The 18,141-nt window shown below is 60.1% G+C and carries 19 protein-coding genes and 1 pseudogene; 15 read left to right on the top strand and 5 right to left on the bottom strand.

The features are described 5' to 3' along the window. Positions 1–188: 188 nt before the first annotated feature. The gene (locus VNX23_RS23400) at positions 189–803 is read left to right on the top strand and encodes a LysE family translocator (RefSeq protein ID WP_325633945.1); all 615 of its coding nucleotides are present in this window, start codon (positions 189–191) and stop codon (positions 801–803) included. A 208-nt stretch (positions 804–1,011) separates the two neighbouring features. On the opposite strand, the gene VNX23_RS23405 is transcribed toward VNX23_RS23400, so the two are convergent. Next, on the bottom strand, positions 1,012–1,818 hold the full coding sequence (locus VNX23_RS23405) for an N-formylglutamate amidohydrolase (protein ID WP_325633946.1): 807 nt from the start codon (positions 1,816–1,818) through the stop codon (positions 1,012–1,014). Between the two features lie 104 nt (positions 1,819–1,922). On the opposite strand from VNX23_RS23405, the gene VNX23_RS23410 reads away from it, so the two are divergent. From VNX23_RS23410 to VNX23_RS23420, 3 genes are all read left to right on the top strand, one after another. After that, positions 1,923–2,813 (top strand): transglutaminase family protein, encoded by an 891-nt coding sequence (locus tag VNX23_RS23410; protein WP_325633947.1) that lies wholly within the window; start codon positions 1,923–1,925, stop codon positions 2,811–2,813. Between the two features lie 2 nt (positions 2,814–2,815). Next, positions 2,816–3,628: a transglutaminase family protein gene (locus VNX23_RS23415; RefSeq protein WP_325633948.1), complete on the top strand. Its 813-nt coding sequence runs from the start codon at positions 2,816–2,818 to the stop codon at positions 3,626–3,628. Positions 3,629–3,758: 130 nt separating this feature from the next. After that, the gene (locus VNX23_RS23420) at positions 3,759–4,157 is read left to right on the top strand and encodes a gamma-glutamylcyclotransferase family protein (protein WP_325633949.1); all 399 of its coding nucleotides are present in this window, start codon (positions 3,759–3,761) and stop codon (positions 4,155–4,157) included. Between the two features lie 87 nt (positions 4,158–4,244). Here VNX23_RS23420 and VNX23_RS23425 read toward each other — a convergent pair whose 3' ends face one another. Together VNX23_RS23425 and VNX23_RS23430 are read right to left on the bottom strand one after the other, a co-directional pair. After that, positions 4,245–4,559, bottom strand: coding sequence for a BrnA antitoxin family protein (locus VNX23_RS23425; RefSeq protein WP_325633950.1), 315 nt, complete (start codon positions 4,557–4,559; stop codon positions 4,245–4,247). Next, positions 4,501–4,824 carry a BrnT family toxin gene (locus VNX23_RS23430; RefSeq protein ID WP_325633951.1) on the bottom strand — a complete coding sequence of 108 codons (324 nt, stop codon included), beginning with the start codon at positions 4,822–4,824 and terminating at the stop codon, positions 4,501–4,503. The genes VNX23_RS23425 and VNX23_RS23430 overlap by 59 nt, the downstream gene beginning before the upstream one ends. A gap of 241 nt (positions 4,825–5,065) precedes the next feature. On the opposite strand from VNX23_RS23430, the gene dnaG reads away from it, so the two are divergent. The 9 genes and pseudogenes from dnaG (at position 5,066) to VNX23_RS23475 (ending at position 14,121) form a co-directional block, all read left to right on the top strand. Beyond that, complete coding sequence (dnaG, locus tag VNX23_RS23435) at positions 5,066–7,072, top strand: DNA primase (RefSeq protein WP_325633952.1); 2,007 nt, start codon at positions 5,066–5,068, stop codon at positions 7,070–7,072. A 547-nt stretch (positions 7,073–7,619) separates the two neighbouring features. Further along, entirely contained in the window at positions 7,620–9,734 is a 2,115-nt protein-coding gene (rpoD, locus tag VNX23_RS23440) for an RNA polymerase sigma factor RpoD (RefSeq protein WP_325633953.1), read from the top strand. Positions 9,735–9,850: 116 nt separating this feature from the next. Next, positions 9,851–10,495: a 3'-5' exoribonuclease domain-containing protein gene (locus VNX23_RS23445; protein ID WP_325633954.1), complete on the top strand. Its 645-nt coding sequence runs from the start codon at positions 9,851–9,853 to the stop codon at positions 10,493–10,495. Beyond that, on the top strand, positions 10,479–10,925 hold the full coding sequence (locus tag VNX23_RS23450) for a nucleotidyltransferase domain-containing protein (protein ID WP_325633955.1): 447 nt from the start codon (positions 10,479–10,481) through the stop codon (positions 10,923–10,925). The genes VNX23_RS23445 and VNX23_RS23450 overlap by 17 nt, the downstream gene beginning before the upstream one ends. A 64-nt stretch (positions 10,926–10,989) precedes the next feature. Next, a complete protein-coding gene (locus tag VNX23_RS23455) occupies positions 10,990–11,484 on the top strand; it encodes a hypothetical protein (RefSeq protein ID WP_325633956.1) in 495 nt (164 codons plus the stop codon). Between the two features lie 175 nt (positions 11,485–11,659). Next, complete coding sequence (locus tag VNX23_RS23460) at positions 11,660–12,031, top strand: cupin domain-containing protein (protein WP_325633957.1); 372 nt, start codon at positions 11,660–11,662, stop codon at positions 12,029–12,031. Between the two features lie 163 nt (positions 12,032–12,194). Next, on the top strand, positions 12,195–12,578 hold the full coding sequence (locus VNX23_RS23465) for a tautomerase family protein (protein ID WP_325633958.1): 384 nt from the start codon (positions 12,195–12,197) through the stop codon (positions 12,576–12,578). 120 nt (positions 12,579–12,698) lie between these two features. After that, the gene (locus VNX23_RS23470; protein WP_325633959.1) at positions 12,699–12,908 is read left to right on the top strand and encodes a hypothetical protein; all 210 of its coding nucleotides are present in this window, start codon (positions 12,699–12,701) and stop codon (positions 12,906–12,908) included. Positions 12,909–13,367: 459 nt separating this feature from the next. Then, a pseudogene (locus tag VNX23_RS23475) lies at positions 13,368–14,121 on the top strand (lytic murein transglycosylase). A 201-nt stretch (positions 14,122–14,322) separates the two neighbouring features. On the opposite strand, the gene VNX23_RS23480 reads toward VNX23_RS23475, so the two are convergent. After that, entirely contained in the window at positions 14,323–14,649 is a 327-nt protein-coding gene (locus VNX23_RS23480; RefSeq protein WP_325633960.1) for a hypothetical protein, read from the bottom strand. A gap of 378 nt (positions 14,650–15,027) precedes the next feature. Between VNX23_RS23480 and VNX23_RS23485 the strand changes: the two genes are divergently transcribed. Continuing rightward, positions 15,028–15,834: a lytic murein transglycosylase gene (locus VNX23_RS23485; RefSeq protein ID WP_325633961.1), complete on the top strand. Its 807-nt coding sequence runs from the start codon at positions 15,028–15,030 to the stop codon at positions 15,832–15,834. 127 nt (positions 15,835–15,961) lie between these two features. On the opposite strand, the gene VNX23_RS23490 is transcribed toward VNX23_RS23485, so the two are convergent. Then, positions 15,962–16,810, bottom strand: coding sequence for an SDR family NAD(P)-dependent oxidoreductase (locus VNX23_RS23490; RefSeq protein WP_325633962.1), 849 nt, complete (start codon positions 16,808–16,810; stop codon positions 15,962–15,964). Positions 16,811–17,574: 764 nt separating this feature from the next. Between VNX23_RS23490 and VNX23_RS23495 the strand changes: the two genes are divergently transcribed. Then, complete coding sequence (locus VNX23_RS23495; protein ID WP_325633963.1) at positions 17,575–17,838, top strand: hypothetical protein; 264 nt, start codon at positions 17,575–17,577, stop codon at positions 17,836–17,838. Positions 17,839–18,141 lie beyond the last annotated feature (303 nt).

Raw genomic sequence — 18,141 nt, forward strand, 5'->3', positions numbered from 1 at the left:
CTCACGCGCACCTCTCGATTTTGCGTCATTCCGGGGCGCGCGAAAGTGCGAACCCGGAATCCATCGCGCCGCGGAATATTGGAGAAATGGATTCCGGGCCTGCGCCTAGCGGCGCATCCCGGAATGACGGTACAAATTAGCAGTTGGCAGAGAGAACCCTGCCACGCTTCAGTTAGCGAGGCCCATCGATGTCCATAGAACTCTATCTCGCTTTCGTCGCCGCCTGCATCGCGCTGGCGCTTCTGCCCGGACCGATCGTCACACTTGTCATCGCCAATGGCCTGCGCCACGGCACGCGCGCCGCGCTGACCAATATCGCAGGTGTCCAGGCGGCGCTGACGATCGTGATCGGAATCGTTGCGATCGGGTTGACCTCGCTGATGGCGACCATGGGCTACTGGTTCGACTGGGTGCGTTTTGCGGGAGCTGCCTATCTCGTCTGGCTCGGCATCAAGCTGATCCGCGAGCCCGTCAAGGGCCTCGAGGCGGAGGCGCCCCCACCGCCGCGCGGCGGCTTTTTCCTGCAAGGCTTTCTGGTGGCGCTCAGTAACCCGAAACTGCTGGTATTTTTCGGCGCATTCATTCCGCAATTTGTGGACCTGGAGCGCGATCACCTGTCGCAGGTCGCCCTGCTCGGCGTCACGTTCATGGTTATCGCGGGGCTGACGGATGCGGCCTACGCGCTGCTTGCGGGACGGGTGCGGCGCTTCTTCTCGGGCCGGCGCACGCGCAACCTGTCGCGCGTCTCCGGCAGCTTCATGATCGGCGGCGGCATCTGGCTCGCGCTGACGCGGGCACGGTAATCGAGCTCAAAGATCGGACATTACTGACGCGGCATCTTCAGGTCGGCTTCCTCTCCCCTTGCGGGAGAGGGTTGGGGTGAGGGGTTTCGGTCTATCGATAAGCTTGACCCCTCACCCGGATCGCATCTGGCGATGCGATCCGACCTCTCCCGCAAGGGGAGAAGTGAGGCCGGGTGTGAGGCGCTCTTCGTCTCCAATCAGCCAGAGCCTAAACAAGTGCTGCCTGCGCGCGCAATTGCGCTTCGACGTCGGCCAAAATATTCGCCAGCCGATCGGCCCATTCGCGCTGGCCGGCCTCCTCAGTGATCAGATCCTGACGAATCTCGATGCCGCAGTTCAAGAGGCCGCGCGCCTCGCCGTGAACCGGAATGGTGTAATCGGTCTCCTCGCTCACCGCATAGGGCTCGTTGTCGCCGACCACGAGATCGGTTTGCGCGCGAAAACTCTTCAAGAGCAGCGACGGCAGGCCGCTGTCGCGCCGGTAGAGCGTGCCGACATGCCAGGGTCGCGCGATGTTGGCATAGACCGGCGTAAAACTATGCAGCGCGACCAGCACGGTCGGGATGCCATCGCGCAGCCGGCGATCGATCACCTCACCGATGCAGCGATGATAGGGATCGAACACCTGGCGCCGCCTGGCTTCGGCCGCTTCGCGGCTCAGCGCCTCGTTGCCGGGAATGATGGTACTTTCGCTGATGCGCGGGATCGACGTCGGTGCCTGTGGCGGGCGGTTGCAGTCGATCACGAGCCGCGAGTAGCGCTGCGCGACCAGATGCGCGCCCAGATGCCTGGAAAGCGCGTCGGCGACGCCGGCAATGCCGATGTCCCAGGCGATGTGGCGTTCAAGCTCGCTCTCGGCAAGCCCGAGATCGCCTAGCACGCGCGGTATTGCGCGGCCGTAGTGATCCGAAATCAGAAGGAACGGCGAGCGGCCAGAGGCATTCTCTTCGAGGACGGGCGCGGGATCATCCGCGGTCATAAGCAATGAAGTGTCGCCGGATCGGTCCAAATCCATGTTTCGTTGCCCGTTTCGCCTCATCAGGCGGCATGCCGGATTAGAAATATGAAGGAATCACTGTAGATTAGGCTGTACCAGGCCATATTTGATTGCGATTGACGATGCCGCTTCTGACGATCCACCACAAGACCGAATATCGCTATGTGCGCCCCGTCGCGTTTGGCGAACATCGCATCATGCTGCGCCCGCGCGACGGCCACGATCTGCGCGTCTTGTCCGGCGACCTTCAGATCGAGCCGCAGCCGATGCGGTTGCGCTGGATCCACGACGTGTTCGGCAACAGCGTGGCGATCGCGACCTTCGACGAGCGTGCCGACACGCTCACCTTCACCTCGAGGGCAACCATCGAGCACAAGCCGGCCGATGAATTCGCGCTCACCGCCGACGATCCCGCCTATTTCTATCCATTCCTGTACGACGCCGAGGAGTTTCCCGATCTCGTCCAGTTCATCACGCCGCAATATGCCGATCCTGGCGGCGAACTGTCGGCATGGGCGCGCCATTTCCTCGACGCGGAAGCGCCGACGCCGACGTTCAGGATTCTTTCCGGCATGACCCACGGCATTCGCGATGCGTTTTCCTACCGCAAGCGGCACGAGCAGGGCACCCAGCATCCGCTCGACACGCTGCAGACGCGCTGTGGCACCTGCCGCGACTTTGCGCTGCTGATGATCGAGGCGTTGCGGCGGCTCGGCATCGCCGCGCGCTTCGTCTCCGGCTATCTGTTCGTGCCCTGCGATCGCGCCCATCGTTATGCCGGCGGCGGCTCGACGCATGCCTGGGTTCAGGTCTACCTGCCGAGCGCGGGCTGGATCGAGTTCGATCCGACCAACGGCATCGTCGGCACCCGCGACCTCATTCGCGTCGCGGTCGCGCGCGATCCGCGCCAGGCGATCCCGCTGCACGGCACCTATCTCGGTTGCCGCGATGCCTTTGTCGCGATGGAAGTTGCCATCAACGTCGTCGCCGAAGCCGAAGCGGTGGAGGCCTGATCATGCAGATCAAGGTCGGCTTCGAGATCGCATACGCGGCCACGCAGCCGACGCCGATGGTATTCATGCTCTCCATCCACCCTTCGCGCCGCCACGACATCATCGGCGCCGAGACCATCGTCACCGCGCCCGACGTGCCGCTCGGCTACTACCACGACAGTTTCGGCAATATCTGCGGGCGGCTCGTGGCGCCTGCGCCCGGCATCACGCTGCGCGGCGATGCGCTGGTGCGCGATTCCGGTTTGCCCGACGTCGTGGCGCCGGAGGCCGAGCAGCTTCCGATCGACCGGCTTCCCGACGAGGCGCTGCTTTATTTGATGGCGAGCCGCTATTGCGAGACCGACAAGCTCACCGACATGGCCTGGTCGCTGTTCGGCAATACCAGACCCGGCTGGCAACGGGTGATGGCGATCTGCGAATATGTCCACGATCGCGTCAGCTTCGGCTACCAGCACGCGCATCACATGAAGTCGGCGCTCGATGTCCATGAGCAGCGCGCCGGCGTCTGCCGCGATTTTGCCCATCTGGCGCTGACCTTCTGCCGTTGCATGGGCATTCCGGCGCGCTACTGCACCGGCTACATGGGCGACATCGGCATTCCGCCGGATCCGGAGCCGATGGATTTTTCCGGCTGGTTCGAGGCCTGGCTCTCGGGCCGATGGTACACCTTCGATGCCCGCCATGTCGTGCCGCGTATCGGCCGCATCCTGATGGCGACGGGGCGCGACGCCGCCGACGTCGCGCTGACCACGAGTTTTGGTCGCATGAACCTCAGCAAATTCGTCGTCGTCAGCGAGGAAGCGAAGGGAAGTTGACTTGAGTTTCCGTCGTCATTCCGGGATGGTGCGTTAGCACCAGACCCGGAATCTCGAAGTTGTCTTGCGATTCATCACCTCCAGATTCCGGGTTCGCACCTGACGGTGCGCCCCGGAATGACGCGAAACCATGACCTGCGATCTGCTCTTTGTCTACGGCACTTTGATGCGCGGCTTCGACCATCCGATGGCGCAGCTTCTGTCGCGAGCTGCCGACTTCATCGGCGAGGCGCGCTGCGGTGGCCGGCTCTATCTCGTCAAGCACTATCCGGGGCTGGTGCCCTCCGATGACGCCGACGATATCGTGTTCGGCGAATTGTTTCGGCTGCGCGAGGCGGCCGCATGCTTGCGCGAGTTCGATATGTACGAGGCCTGCGGCGAAGGTTTTAAGGAACCGACCGAATACGTCAGGCAAATGCTCACGGTGACGCTCGACACTGGAGAGGCGCGCAAGGCCTGGACCTATGTCTACAACTGGCCGGTCGACCGCCTGCCGCACATCGCCTCGGGGAAGTTTTTGGAGGGATGACCATCGTGTCCCGGGCGCGCCACGGCATGAAGTGCCGCTGCGCAGAACCGGGACCCACGATGCGTCGTCAGGGGCACGTGGGACGAGTTACGCGCGCTTTTTCGGCTTGACCTTCTGCTGCATATAGGAGCGCAACACCGCGTTCATCCGGCGCTGGTAGCCGTCGCCCTGGCTCTTGAAGAAATCGAGCACGTCCTCATCGATGCGAATGGAAATCGCTTTCTTTTTTGAAGGCATAACCAGAACCGCATCCGACCAGTCGATATCGACGGGTACCGCGTCAGGATCGCTTGCGACGGCCCTGGCGATATCTTCGTCGGTCAGAGCATCGACCCGTGTCCAGTCAGTCTTGCCCTTTCGATGGTCGCCCCATTTTCGCGTTATGATATGCGTTTTCTTCATTTTTCCTTGCGCGTCGCGCTGAAATGATCCGGATGATGTCCGCCCGTCGTGCAAATACGACGGCAATCAGTCTACCATCCAAAGAGCCAATCGCGATCCAGCGCTCCTCTTGGTTACGATCGGAACGACGAAGAAGGACAGGCGCGTAGAAAATCCTGACGACGTCTTCGAAATCGAAGCCGTGCTTGGCAAGATTATTTTTACTTTTTTGTTCGTCCCATTCGAACCCTCTGAGGGCCCGTCCAACTTTTATCTCGTCCACCATGGTTCGCGTTCCGCCAGGAGAGGCTTTTCAGCAAACGACCTTTTTCCCGGGGTGAAACGGTGGGGCGTTGTGTATATACGATTGTATTTCAAGTTGTCAAGGTACTGGCTCGCTCGCCTGTGAATAGCGGCGAGAAGGCCGATAATACCGGGTCATTTCGGCCCGCCACCCTATATCCATGATCGGTTGGCAGGTTTCCCGACTCACCCCAAAATCCGAGACGAATCGCGATTTCAGAGAAATGCGCTTTACGCCCCAATTCCTCGACGAGCTGCGCGCCCGCCTTCCGGTCTCGGAAGTGGTGAGCAAGCGCGTGAAGCTGAAGAAGGCAGGGCGCGAGTGGAAGGGGCTGTCGCCGTTCCAGCAGGAAAAGACCCCTTCGTTCACCGTCAACGACCAGAAGGGATTTTACCACGACTTCTCGTCCGGCAAGCACGGCGACATCATCTCCTTTCTGATGGAGACCGAAGGCGTCGGCTTCGCCGAAGCGGTCGAACGGCTTGCGGCGATGGCGGGGCTGCCGCTGCCGGTGGCAACGCCCGATGCCGAACGGTTCGAGCAGCGCCGCAAGACGCTGCATGACGTGATGGAGTACGCGGCGAAATTCTTCGCCGACACGCTGGCTTCTCGCAACGGCGCCAGGGCGCGCGGCTATCTTGCCGACCGCGCGATTTCGCCCTCAACCCAATTGCAATTCCGCCTCGGCTACGCGCCGGGCGAACGCTTCGCACTGAAGGAACATCTCGGCTCGCAGGGCATTTCGGTCGAGGACATTGTGGAAGCCGGCCTCCTGATCGCGGGCGACGACATTCCCGTGCCCTATGATCGCTTTCGCGATCGGGTGATGTTTCCGATTTCCGACGCGCGCGGGCGCATCGTTGCGTTCGGCGGCCGCGCGCTGGAGAAAGACGTCGCGGCGAAATATCTCAATTCGCCGGAAACGACGCTGTTTCACAAGGGCGACAATCTTTACAACCTCGCCCCTGCGCGTCTTGCCGCCCATAACGGTGCGCCCATCATCGTCGTCGAAGGCTATATCGACGTCATCGCCATGGTGGCTGCGGGCTTTGCGGCCACCGTCGCGCCGCTCGGAACTGCACTTACCGAAAATCAGCTCGCTTTGCTCTGGAGGATGGCGGACGAGCCGATCCTGTGTTTCGACGGCGACAAGGCCGGACAGAAGGCGGCGTGGCGTGCCGCCGATCTGGCGCTGCCGCATCTTGCGCCCGGCAAGAGCCTGCGCTTTGCGCTGCTCCCCGAAGGCCAGGACCCCGACGACCTCGCGCGCTCCGGTGGGCGCGGTGCGATCGAGGAGGTGATCGGTGCCGCGCGCGGGCTTGCCGAGGTGATCTGGTCGCGCGAAGTCGAGGGCGGCAGCTTTGCCACTCCCGAGCGGCGCGCGGCGCTGGAGAAGCGGATCGGCGAAATCACAGGCAGTATCCGCGACGAAGTGGTGCGGCGCTATTATCGCCAGGATTTTGCCGAGCGGCTGCAGCGCATCTTTGCGCCCGAAGTGGCGCGCAGCTACGCATCCGGCGGATATCGCAACGCCGCCGCCGGCAATCACGCAGGCGAATCACTTCGCCGCTTGGGCGCGCGCGGGCCCGCAGGCCGGTTTGCTCCCTTCCCGGGCAGAGGTTCAGCGGCGCCAGCGCTCCCCCGCGGTCCCTACCAACCGGCGAGTTCCCAGCTTGCGGCGAGTCCGCTTCTGCGCGGCCAGCGCAGCGCCATGTCACGCCGGGAGGCCTTGATCCTGCAAAGCCTGATCAACCATCCCTGGCTCCTGCACGAGCACCTGGAAGAGGTGGCCGCCCTCGAGCTCGCCCATCCCGACGCGCACAAATTGCGCGCCGGCATCATCGCGGCCTTCGCCAACGATCATCACCACAGCCTCGAGCCTTCGGAACAAAGCGCGAAGATGCGGGCGGACCTTGCGCGCGCCGGTTTTTCGCAGGTTCTTCAAAGGGTTGATGGTGCAATCACGACTTCGGCGGTGTGGGGGGTGCGCAGCGAAGCGGCGCGGGACGATGTTCTTTCCACCTGGCGCCAGCTCGTCTCCTTGCATCGTCAGTGGCACTCCTTACTTAGGGAGCTGAAAGATGCCGAGCTGGCCTTGGGCGAAGAGGGAAGCGAGGCCAATCTGGCATGGTTGCGGGACGTCAAGGCCCGGCTGTCCGAAATGGATGGCACCGAGGCCATCATCGAGGGATTCGGCGAATCTTCCGGCCGGTTCCAGCGCAGCCTGTGACTAGCGCCGCCGATTTGAAGTTCCTGCACCGTTGCAGCGAGTTCGATCAGGAACTTCAAATCGAAAAGCGGCTCTAGAATCATATATTTGCTAGTGCCCTTAACGTTCCGAAGTTCGTTTGGAGGGTGCTGCGAAGGGAGACGAACTTCGAAACGAGAGCACTAGGTAAAAAAAATTATGCGGACGGCGGCTGCCGGGGCCGCAAAAAGACTCGCCAAACCCATGGTTTGGCTGCAGAAACAGGGTTAATCGAGGCTTAATGGCTTTGGTGCATCGTCAAGGGCGCGTGGCCGCCGGCTCGTGATCAGAAGGATGTCAGGAATAATCCGGCGCAGCCTCTGTTTGCACAGCCGGCAGCGCCGTTTCCGTCCGACATGCATCTAGCCTGAGAGCGATATCCGACGGAAGAAATCTGGGGTGGCGAAACTTTGCGCCGCCCTTTCGCGTCATGAGCGACGGGGTGACTTGGAAGTTTCACGGGTGCCGTAACGCACCCTGTCAGACGGGTGCCGTGAGCATCCTTTGAATGTGCGTTTGGGAGCTATGAATGGCCAGCAAGGCAAAGACGCTGCAGGTTAAGGAAAAGGAAAAGGACGACAAGGCAGCGGACGCTCCTGAGAAGGATACAGCCGAAGCGCCGTCGCCCTTGCTCGATCTGTCGGATGCCGCCGTCAAGAAGATGATCAAGCAGGCCAAGAAGCGCGGCTTCGTGACCTTCGATCAACTCAACGAAGTCCTGCCCTCAGACACCACCTCGCCGGAGCAGATCGAGGACATCATGTCGATGCTCTCCGACATGGGCATCAACGTCACCGAGGCCGACGAGGCCGACAGCGAGGAAGAGAAGCAGGAAGAGGCCGACGACGACACCGACAACGAGCTTGTCGAGGTCACCGCCAAGGCCGTCACTGAAGTCAAGAAGTCCGAGCCGGGCGAGCGCACCGACGATCCCGTGCGCATGTATCTGCGCGAGATGGGCACGGTGGAATTGCTGTCGCGCGAAGGCGAAATCGCGATCGCCAAGCGCATCGAGGCGGGCCGCGAGGCGATGATCGCAGGCCTGTGCGAAAGCCCCTTGACCTTCCAGGCCATCATCATCTGGCGCGACGAACTCAACGAAGGAAAGATCTTCCTTCGCGACATCATCGATCTCGAAGCAACCTATGCCGGCCCGGACGCCAAGAACAACATGAACCCGGGCATCCTCAGTGCTGCTGCCGCTGCTGACGGCACGCCGGCCGAGGCCAGCGGCGAGGGCGTGCCGGCCGCCGCCGCTCCGCCCGCGGCGCCGCCGTCGCCGACCCCGTTCCGCGACCCGGAAGCCGATGGCGAGGAGAAGGACCCGGCCGAAGCCGCCGCCGAAGCCGACATGGACGACGACGAGTTCGAAAACCAGATGTCGCTCGCGGCGATCGAGGCCGAGCTGAAGCCGAAGGTGGTCGAAACCTTCGACAAGATCGCCGACAACTACAAGAAGCTGCGGCGCCTGCAGGAGCAGGACATCTCCAACCAGCTTCAGAACGAGACTCTGTCGCCGGCGCAGGAGCGCAAATACAAGAAGCTGAAGGACGAGATCATCGTCGAGGTGAAGTCGCTCCGCCTCAACCAGGCCCGCATCGATTCGCTGGTCGAGCAGCTCTACGACATCAACAAGAAGCTGGTGTCGTTCGAGGGCCGCCTGCTGCGTCTGGGCGACAGCCATGGCGTGGCGCGCGAGGACTTTTTGAAGAACTATCAGGGCTCGGAGCTTGATCCGCGCTGGCTCAACCGCGTTTCGAAACTGTCGGCCAAGGGCTGGAAGAATTTCGTCCATTACGAGAAGGACCGCATCAAGGAGCTGCGCGGCGAGATCCAGCAGCTCGCGGCGCTCACCGGACTCGAGATCGGCGAATTCCGCAAGATCGTGCACGGCGTGCAGAAAGGCGAGCGCGAGGCGCGCCAGGCCAAGAAGGAAATGGTGGAAGCCAATTTGCGGCTGGTGATCTCGATTGCGAAAAAATACACCAACCGCGGCCTGCAGTTCCTCGACCTGATCCAGGAAGGCAACATCGGGTTGATGAAGGCGGTCGACAAGTTCGAATATCGCCGCGGCTACAAGTTCTCGACCTATGCGACGTGGTGGATCCGGCAGGCGATCACCCGCTCGATCGCGGACCAGGCGCGCACCATCCGTATTCCCGTGCACATGATCGAGACCATCAACAAGATCGTGCGCACCTCGCGCCAGATGCTCAACGAGATCGGCCGCGAGCCGACGCCGGAGGAACTGGCCGAAAAGCTCGGCATGCCCTTGGAGAAGGTGCGCAAGGTCTTGAAGATCGCCAAGGAACCGTTGTCGCTGGAGACGCCCGTGGGAGATGAGGAAGATTCTCACCTCGGCGATTTCATCGAGGACAAGAACGCAATTCTCCCCATCGATGCGGCAATCCAGTCGAACCTGCGCGAGACCACGACGCGCGTCCTTGCTTCGCTGACCCCGCGCGAGGAGCGCGTGCTGCGCATGCGCTTTGGTATCGGCATGAACACCGACCACACGCTGGAAGAAGTCGGCCAGCAATTCTCGGTGACGCGCGAACGCATCCGCCAGATCGAGGCAAAGGCGCTGCGGAAGCTCAAGCATCCGAGCCGAAGCCGGAAGCTGCGGAGCTTTTTGGATAATTAGGTTGGCGGTAGACCTGCGATTGGTTGAGATGTCGCTTGATAGATAGCAAGCGGCTGATATCGTGAAAGTACGAGTCTTTAACTTGAACTATTTTCGCGAACGGGAATGAAGCGGCCATGCTCCTCGGCTTCCAAAAGTCTCGGAATGAGCAGGAGTTACTCGGAGACGAGGCCTCTGACGTCTACTTTTCGGCTGACGTCGAGACCGACGGCCCAATTCCCGGTCCTTATTCAATCTTGTCCGTCGCTATCGTGTATGCGGGATCATTCGATGGACGAAAGTTCGTTCGTCCTCAAAACTATGATCGCGTTTTCTATCGCGAGCTAAAGCCCATTTCCACGCTTTTTCAAAAGGAGGCACTTGACGTAAACGGACTTGATCGCGCTCGCTTGTGTGTGGAGGGGATGGCACCCGAACTGGCCATGACCGAAGCCTTCCATTGGATCAATTCCAATGCTGGTGGCGCTAAGCCTGTACTTGTTGCGTATCCGCTCAGTTTTGATTGGACTTGGTTATATTGGTACTTCGTCAAGTTTTGTAAATTCGGATCACCATTCGATTATTCACGTTGCTTTGACATAAAGACGGCAGTCGCCGTCAAGGCCAGAATCCCAATATCAAGAGCTGGCCGCTCGAAGCTTGATTCGTCTCTGTCATCAAAGCGACAGCACACGCATCACGCCATTGATGATGCGATCGAACAAGCAGAGATCTTCGCAAATATTTTCGAGTGGGCGGGCCTTAATGAACGAACTGGCTAGGCGCCGGGAGTATTCAACGGAGACGCTCGCTAAGCTTCGAGATAGATTATCGGAGGCGAGCAAGATCGCTGCAAACAAGGCTTGCGTTTACGCAACTGGCTCACTCGGACGACTAAAGGCTAGCGAACATAGTGATCTGGACCTGTTCATCGCGGGAAGAAGTGAGAAGATTCCGCGGAGTGACGGATCGGGCGAAGAATTCGGGCCAAAAAATCTACTCAATCATCTCGACGAGATTTGCGTCCAAGCCGAGTTGATCACGCGATCGCGAGAACTAGGATTCCCTGAATTCTCCGGGGATGGCCGATACCTTGATCATCATTCCATTTACGAGTTCACCAATACGCTCGGTACGGAGAAGGATGACGTGGCCAACACCTTCACCGCACGGCTGCTGCTGTTACTTGAGAGCAAGCCGTTACTTCTATGATGAAATAGTAAGAGATGTGATAGATGGCTATTGGAGGGACTATCAGGATCACCAAGCGAACTTCATGCCTGCCTTTTTAGCAAATGATATTCTAAGAATTTGGCGAACCTTCTGCGTGAATTATGAGGCCAGAACAAAACGGGAGCCTGATGACAAGAAAGCCAGCGGCAAATTGAAGAACTACAAGCTTAAGCACAGCAGGTTGCTTACCTGTTATTCGGCGCTCCTCTATTTGCTTACCCTCTATAATGCTCAGAACTCCGTGTCTCCAGCAGACACCGTAGCGATGACTAAACTCACTCCGACTGGCCGTCTTGAATGGCTCCGAGATCGGAAAGATTTAGAGGATGCTCGTAAAACGATCATATGTTTGCTGGATCAGTATAATCGATTTTTGGATACAACGAACTTTGAGGAAGACGAACTAATTCGTAGATTTATGGATAAGGAAACGGGCCGCAGATACATGGAGGATGCCTCTAAATTTGGTGATACGATGTTTGAGGCGTTGCAATATATTGGGAGGGGCAGCCGCTTCCATCGCCTTCTCGTGGTTTAGAGGTTTTAACGGCAACACGCGAGTCTACGAGCACATCCACTCGGCGTAGCCCGCGGCCGTCATTCGCGTAAGCCGCCAAGGCGACCACAAAAAATCTGACACCTAATCGCAACTCGGGTTAGGCTCTGCGATCGCGAGCCCAACGGGCCCGCGCTTTGCGCTAGGGAGAATGCCGATGTTTCGTCTGGCCGTTGTTTTCCTGATCTTGCTCACGTCCACGACTTTGGCGCAAACCAACCGCACGGAGCTCAAACGCGCCGATCTGACCGGCACCAACATGGAGATCATCATCGCCGTTCTCGAGGTGCCGCCGGGCAGCAGCGTCGATCGGCACACTCATCCCGGCGAGGAAGCGGTTTACGTGCTGGAGGGCGCAACCCTGCAGATGCCTGACGGCAATCAGATCGCGCGCCCGGCCGGACAGGCAGGCGTCAACGTCCGCGACGTGCCGCATGCCGGATATAAAGTGGTCGGAGACAAGACATTGAAGCTGTTGACCGTCCATATCGTCGACAAAGGCAAGCCGATGACGGTGCCAGCGAATTAAGGCTCTACTCGTAAACGCTTGATGTCCGCTATTGCGGGTCGCTGTCGGGGTAAAAGCGGACGTGAACCGCTAAAGTAACGCTTCGGGCCCCATTGCAGTCCTTGTGCGGCGAGGTTACGTACCTGACTTGGACGCTCGGAAACTGTTGCGGAAGGGTAGCGCTATGCCGTTCGTTCGTATCGATCTTATGCGAGGCAAATCGGCGGAATATCGCAAGGCGCTGGGCGAAATTATCTATCAGGCGATGATCGATATTATCAATGTGCCGAAGGACGACAAATTCCAGATCATCACCGAACATGCGCCTGAAGAGCTAAACTTTCCCGCCAGTTATCTGGACAGTCATTATAGCCAGGACATTGTCTTCATCCAGATTACGCTTAATGCCGGGCGCTCGATCGAGCTAAAGAAAGCTTTTTACAAGCGCATCGTTGATGACATTCAAGCGAAACTAAAAGCGAGGCCGGACGACGTCGTCATCAACTTGGTAGAGGTGGCAAAGGAAAACTGGTCATTCGGATTTGGGATTGCACAATACGTGGCGTGAACACTGTCGCGAGTTCAGTGGCTGCGAGCGTTGGTTGATAATTAACCACCATTCCTCGGCGATGCCATGCCTCCGAAATAGCGCACCTTGAAAAGGGCGGCCAGCATTGCGGAGATCAAAATGCGAAAGACGCTTGTCACAATTCTCTGCTCGGCGCTGATTGCAGCGTCGTCAATCCAAGCGGCCGCCGCAGCGGCACATCATCATACCCGCAAGGCAAGCCGCAAACCGGTCGTGGTCAATGACCAGTACCGCAATTCCAACAATGAACAACCCCGCGATTCCAACGTCGACGGCGCGTGCGGTATTTTTCCTGGCCCATGCCAATGAGGACAGGGGCAGGCGAATGGCAATTCCAATCGTTGTGCATCAGCGCGCAGTGTGCCCCCCAATCGGCGTAGATGGTCGAGCCTTTCGTCCGTTGCTAAGGCGCTTGACCTTGGCTGCGCTGCATAAGTCCGAAAGTTGCCCGCGTTTCGGGGCGAAGCGGACGTCGGCATTTAAGAGTACACGCCCTAACCTCACGCGATGCCACGCGCCGAAAAAATGAGGTCTGTCGCCTCGACGCCGTGATTTGAATTCAGATTTTTTCGGCGAGGACATAAGGTGAGCGTCGGGAAACCTATAGCGTTTTCGAGCGAAGTGGATACCGGTTCGCGTGAAGAAAACGCGTCAAAACAAAAGATTAGAGCCTCGGTTCTGATTCAATCAGAACCGAAAAGGCTCTAAGGGAGCTTGCTGATGAAAAAGAGCAAGGCATTTTCATCGGTGGCTATCGTGGTCGCGACGATTCTCGGCGGTCTCAATTCGGAAAGCCACGCCGCCCAATGCGGCAACGGTCCCGGCGGCTTTGAGGCCTGGAAGCAGCAGATCGCCGGCGAAGCAAAGGCCAAAGGCATCGGCGCTACTGGTGTCTCGGCGCTGATGAGCACGAATTACGCCGGCGCGACCATTGCGGCCGACCGCGGCCAGCGAAGCTTTGGTCTCTCGCTCAATCAATTTCTCGCCAAGCGCGGCGCCTCCGCCATCGTGGCACGCGGGCGTTCGATGAAGCAGTCGCATGCGGCGATGTTCGCATCGATCCAGCAGCGCTACGGCGTGCCACCCGGGCCCCTGATCGCGATCTGGGGCATGGAGACCGCTTTCGGAAGCCAGCGCGGCAATCAGCACATGCTCTCCTCGATTGCGACGCTCGCCTATGACTGCCGGCGTCCGGAATACTTTACGGACCAGCTTTACGCCGCGCTGCAATTGATCGATCGCGGTGTGCTGTCTGCCTCCCAGCGCGGCTCGATGCATGGCGAAGTCGGCCAGACGCAGTTCTTGCCTAAAAACATTCTCGCTTACGGCACCGGCAATCTCGACAACGCGGCGAATGCGCTTTCTTCCGCGGCTGCTTTCCTGAAAGCGCACGGCTGGCGTGCGGGCGCCGGCTATCAGCCGGGCGAGCCGAAATTTCGCGGCGATCCAGGCCTGGAACGCGGCCGGCGTCTACCAGCAGGCGATCGCGATGATGGGCCGCCAGATCGACGGCGGCGAGTGAGGAACGCGATGTTGCGAGCGCCAGCGAAGCAATCCAGGCCACGCAAAGACTGGATCGCCGTCGTCGTCCCTGCGAAAGCAGGGACCCATAACCACAGGCAGTCGTAACAGGAACAGTCGGGCCGTTTACGATCCTTCGTCACCCCTCATGGTCTCGGATTATGGGTCCCAGCGTGCGCGGGGACGACAGGAGGATTTTCGGTCAACGCCTCGCGCGAACCGTTTCCTCGGCCACGAGCCGCGGCGGAGGTCGCGGCGCGTCATCCTCCGTCTCGAGTTGGCCGAGCGCCATGACCGCGCTGCCCATTACCGTCGACCCAAAAGTGACCATGAAGCTGAAGAGAAGCAGCCCGAGCGCCACGCCCGGCGAGCGGTCGGCGAAGATCAGGTGACGCAGGCCGCCCGGATCAAGCCAGAGCAATCCGCCGACCAGCAAAACCGCCAGCAGCAAACCGGCCGCAAGATTGATCGCGAGCAGCCGGAACAAGGGATAATGAAACAGTTTTGGGCCGCGTAGCGTGCCTGGCATGTTGTGAAATCTAGTATCGCTGGGTAGCAGTGCAAGACTTGAAGGATCACCTCGCCCCGCTTGCGGGGAGAGGTCGATCACCAATGGGTCGGCGCAAAGCGCCGCCCGATGATAAACTCTGCGATTGGGTGAGGGGGACTCTCCGCAAACCGTGTTCTTAGAGACTCCCCTCACCCCAGCCCTCTCCCCGCAAGCGGGGAGAGGGAGCAGGGTCGTTTGACATCCCAATCCAAATCGACCGATCATGGCTGCTAGATCATGGTGCGATTAGGTGGAACCGCACCATGATCGGATCTCTGTGTTTGAGCATGATCTTTTCGGAAAACCGGTTTCCACTTTTCCGGATCATGCTCTAGCGGCCGCTCGCGGGGGACACTTATGCGCAGACTTCATCTGGCGATTCTGTTAGGCACTTCGCTTGCCGCAAGCCCTGCTTCCGCCGCCCGCTGCGGCGGCGACTTCAACACCTTCATCGCCAGCTTCTCGTCTGAGGCGCAGGGCGCCGGCATCTCCCAGGACGTGATTGCGCAGGCGCTCGGCGGCGTGCAGCAGGACAGGGGCGTGCTCGCCTTCGATCGCCGTCAGCGCGGCACCTTCACCAAGACCTTCGAGCAATATGTGTCGACCCGGGTGGGACCGGGGCGCATCAATGGCGGGCGGGCCATGCTCGCCCGTTATGCGCCGCTGTTCGCAAGCATCGAGGCCAAGTACGGCGTGCCGCGCCAGATCCTGGTCGCGATCTGGGGCCTCGAGACCGATTTCGGCAAGGGCGACATGGGGAAATTGCCGGTGTTCCGCGTGCTCGCCACGCTCGCCCATGATTGCCGCCGCACCGAATTGTTCCAGGGCGAACTGCTCGCGGCGCTCAAGATCGTGCAGCGCGGCGACCTGCCGTTGCGCGAGATGATCGGCGCCTATGCCGGCGAGATCGGGCAGACGCAATTTTTGCCGTCGTCCTACATCAAGTACGGCGTCGATTTCGACGGCGACGGCCGCGTCGATCTTCGCCACAGCGTCGCCGACGTGCTCGCCTCCACCGCCAATCTCCTGCACACCAACGGCTTCAAGATGGGCGCGCCCTACGGGGAGGGCAGTGCGAATTTCGAGGCGATGCGCGAGTGGAATCACGCCACCATCTACCGCAAGACCATCGGCTATTTCGCCGACCAGCTGGTGGGGCGGTGAGGCTCGGTCGCTGTCATTCCGGGGCGCGCGTCAGCGCGAACCCGGAATCCGGAGGTTATGGTACGAGATTCCGGGTCTGGTGCTGACGCACCATCCCGGAATGACGATGCGCCGAGCGGCGCCCCCGTCACTTCTTCTCCATCGCCTTGCGCATCTTCTCGACGCGCCGCGCCATCACCCGCCAATAGGTGGCGGGGCGGAAGCGCTGCAGCAGGTCCAGGAAGCGGGCATCGCCGCCGATCAGAATGCGCGGCTCGTTCTTCTCGACGCCCCTGATGATCCGGAGCGCGGCGTCCTTTGGGGTGGTCCCGGCGAATTGGTCGAACCAGTCGATCGCCTGCGCGCGACGCTCATTGTCGCTGACGCCCGTGCCCATGCGCATATTGCGGGCGATGTTGGTCAGCACACCGCCGGGATGCACCACGGAAAGCCGCACCGGGCTGTCCGCCACCTGCAGTTCGTGGCGCAAGGATTCCGAAAAGCCGCGGACGGCGAATTTCGCCGAGGAATAGGCGGTCTGTCCGGGCGGCGCCACGATGCCATAGATGCTCGAGATATTGACGATATGGGCCGCCGGCCGAGTGGCAAGATGAGGAAGGAAGGCGCGGGTCGAATGCACCACGCCCCAGAAATTGATGTTGAACAGCCATTCCATCTCGGCCTGGTCGATCTCGTGGAAGTTGCCGAGCAGCGCCGCGCCGGCATTGTTGATGAGGATGTTCAGCGAGGGATGCGCCGCGATCGCAGCAGTCGCAAAGTCCGCGATCCCGGTGCGCTCGCCGACATCGACGCGGTGAACGCTCACCTTGCGCGAATGAGCTTTTGCGATCTCGGCGGCGACGGTCTGCAGGCCGGCCTCGTCGCGATCGGCAAGCGCGAGATCGCAGCCGCGCGCGGCCAACTCGATCGCAAGCGCACGGCCGATCCCGCTGGCTGCTCCTGTCACGGCTGCGGCGGCTCCACGGATCGCAGTCATCGATCATTGCTCCGGCTTCGAACGAAGGAAGCGTCAGTTGTCCGGCTTTGCCGCGCGCGAGGCAAGCTGGAAGTGATCGAGAATGCCAATCCAGATGCCGTCGCGATGGCGCTTGTCGTGGTGAGAATGAGGGATCAGTCGCGGCGCTGGTCCTTCACGGTGCCAAAAACGTGTCAAAACGCACAACTTCTGTGGATAACGTGATGACGCCGGCGTGACAGTGTGAGGCTTAGGCTCGCGAATCTGCTGGGATTGCATCCGAGGATGTTGCGAGGCTGGCCCTCCGCCGAGCATGCCTCGTGTCGCGTTTCAATCCATTAACTCAAATGAGGATGCTATGGCTAAGAAAGCGAAGAAGGCAAAGAAGGCTAAGAAGGCGAAGAAGGCCAAGAAGAAGTAGCTTTTAAAGCCCGGGTGGAGCCTCGCTCCGCCCGGGCACCAGATGGTTTTTTAAAGATATTTTCAGTGAAACGGCGGGCCCTGTGTCCGCCTTTTTATTTTGCCCGCAAGCTTGCAGCCGCATCTTCCCGCCTTCTGCCCGAAAAGTTAACGGCGCGCCAACTGCCGAAAACCATCCCGATTCGACGAGGCAAGGCGGGCCGAGATCTTCATCATTTCACAACCAAGGCGCGGATTGAGGCTCGAAAGGTCAGAGTCCGTTAAGCGCCACGGCTGCATTTTGGTTCGAAAGACGACAGCTCTTTGTTTGAACATGATCTTTTCGGAAAACCGGTTTCCACTTTTCCGGATCTAGGTGCCCGCCCATGGCTCTGACGCGCAAAACGACGATGCTCCTGCTCGCGGTCCTTCCGGGCTTCATTGTTCTTCCGGCGTCCGCGCAGGATCGCGCCGGCCGCACCGCGCCGGGGGCCGCGACGTCGAAGACTTCGCCCGCGGTGCTTACCGGGAAAGAGCGGCTGGGTCGGAAATGGATGGATGAGCAGCGCATCGACAATTGCAATGTACCGATCGAGAAGCGAGGAACCAAACCGCGGCCAACCGTCTGCCATCATGAGCCGACCGGGTAGATCGTGCCGAAAAACGTTCCGCCTAAACGCCCTGCGAACGTTGCGTGTTCCGGCGGCCGCATTAACAGGCGCGCTTTCCTTCGCCCACGCATCGGCGTCGGAAGTCCCAATCGCACCTGAGACGATGGTCCGCATCGGGACCATCGATCAACGCTTCATGTCCTATAACATTGAAATGGTCGAGGTGACCGGCGGAAGGTTCTGGAAACCGTATGATTCCGCCTCGCAGCCGCAATCGGACCTCTTTGAATATCGGCCCCCGATCGATCTTGCCAATCCGAAACTGCGCAAGCTGGCGTTGGC

The sequence above is a fragment of the Bradyrhizobium sp. genome (assembly GCF_035570375.1).
Taxonomy (GTDB): Bacteria; Pseudomonadota; Alphaproteobacteria; order Rhizobiales; family Xanthobacteraceae; genus Bradyrhizobium.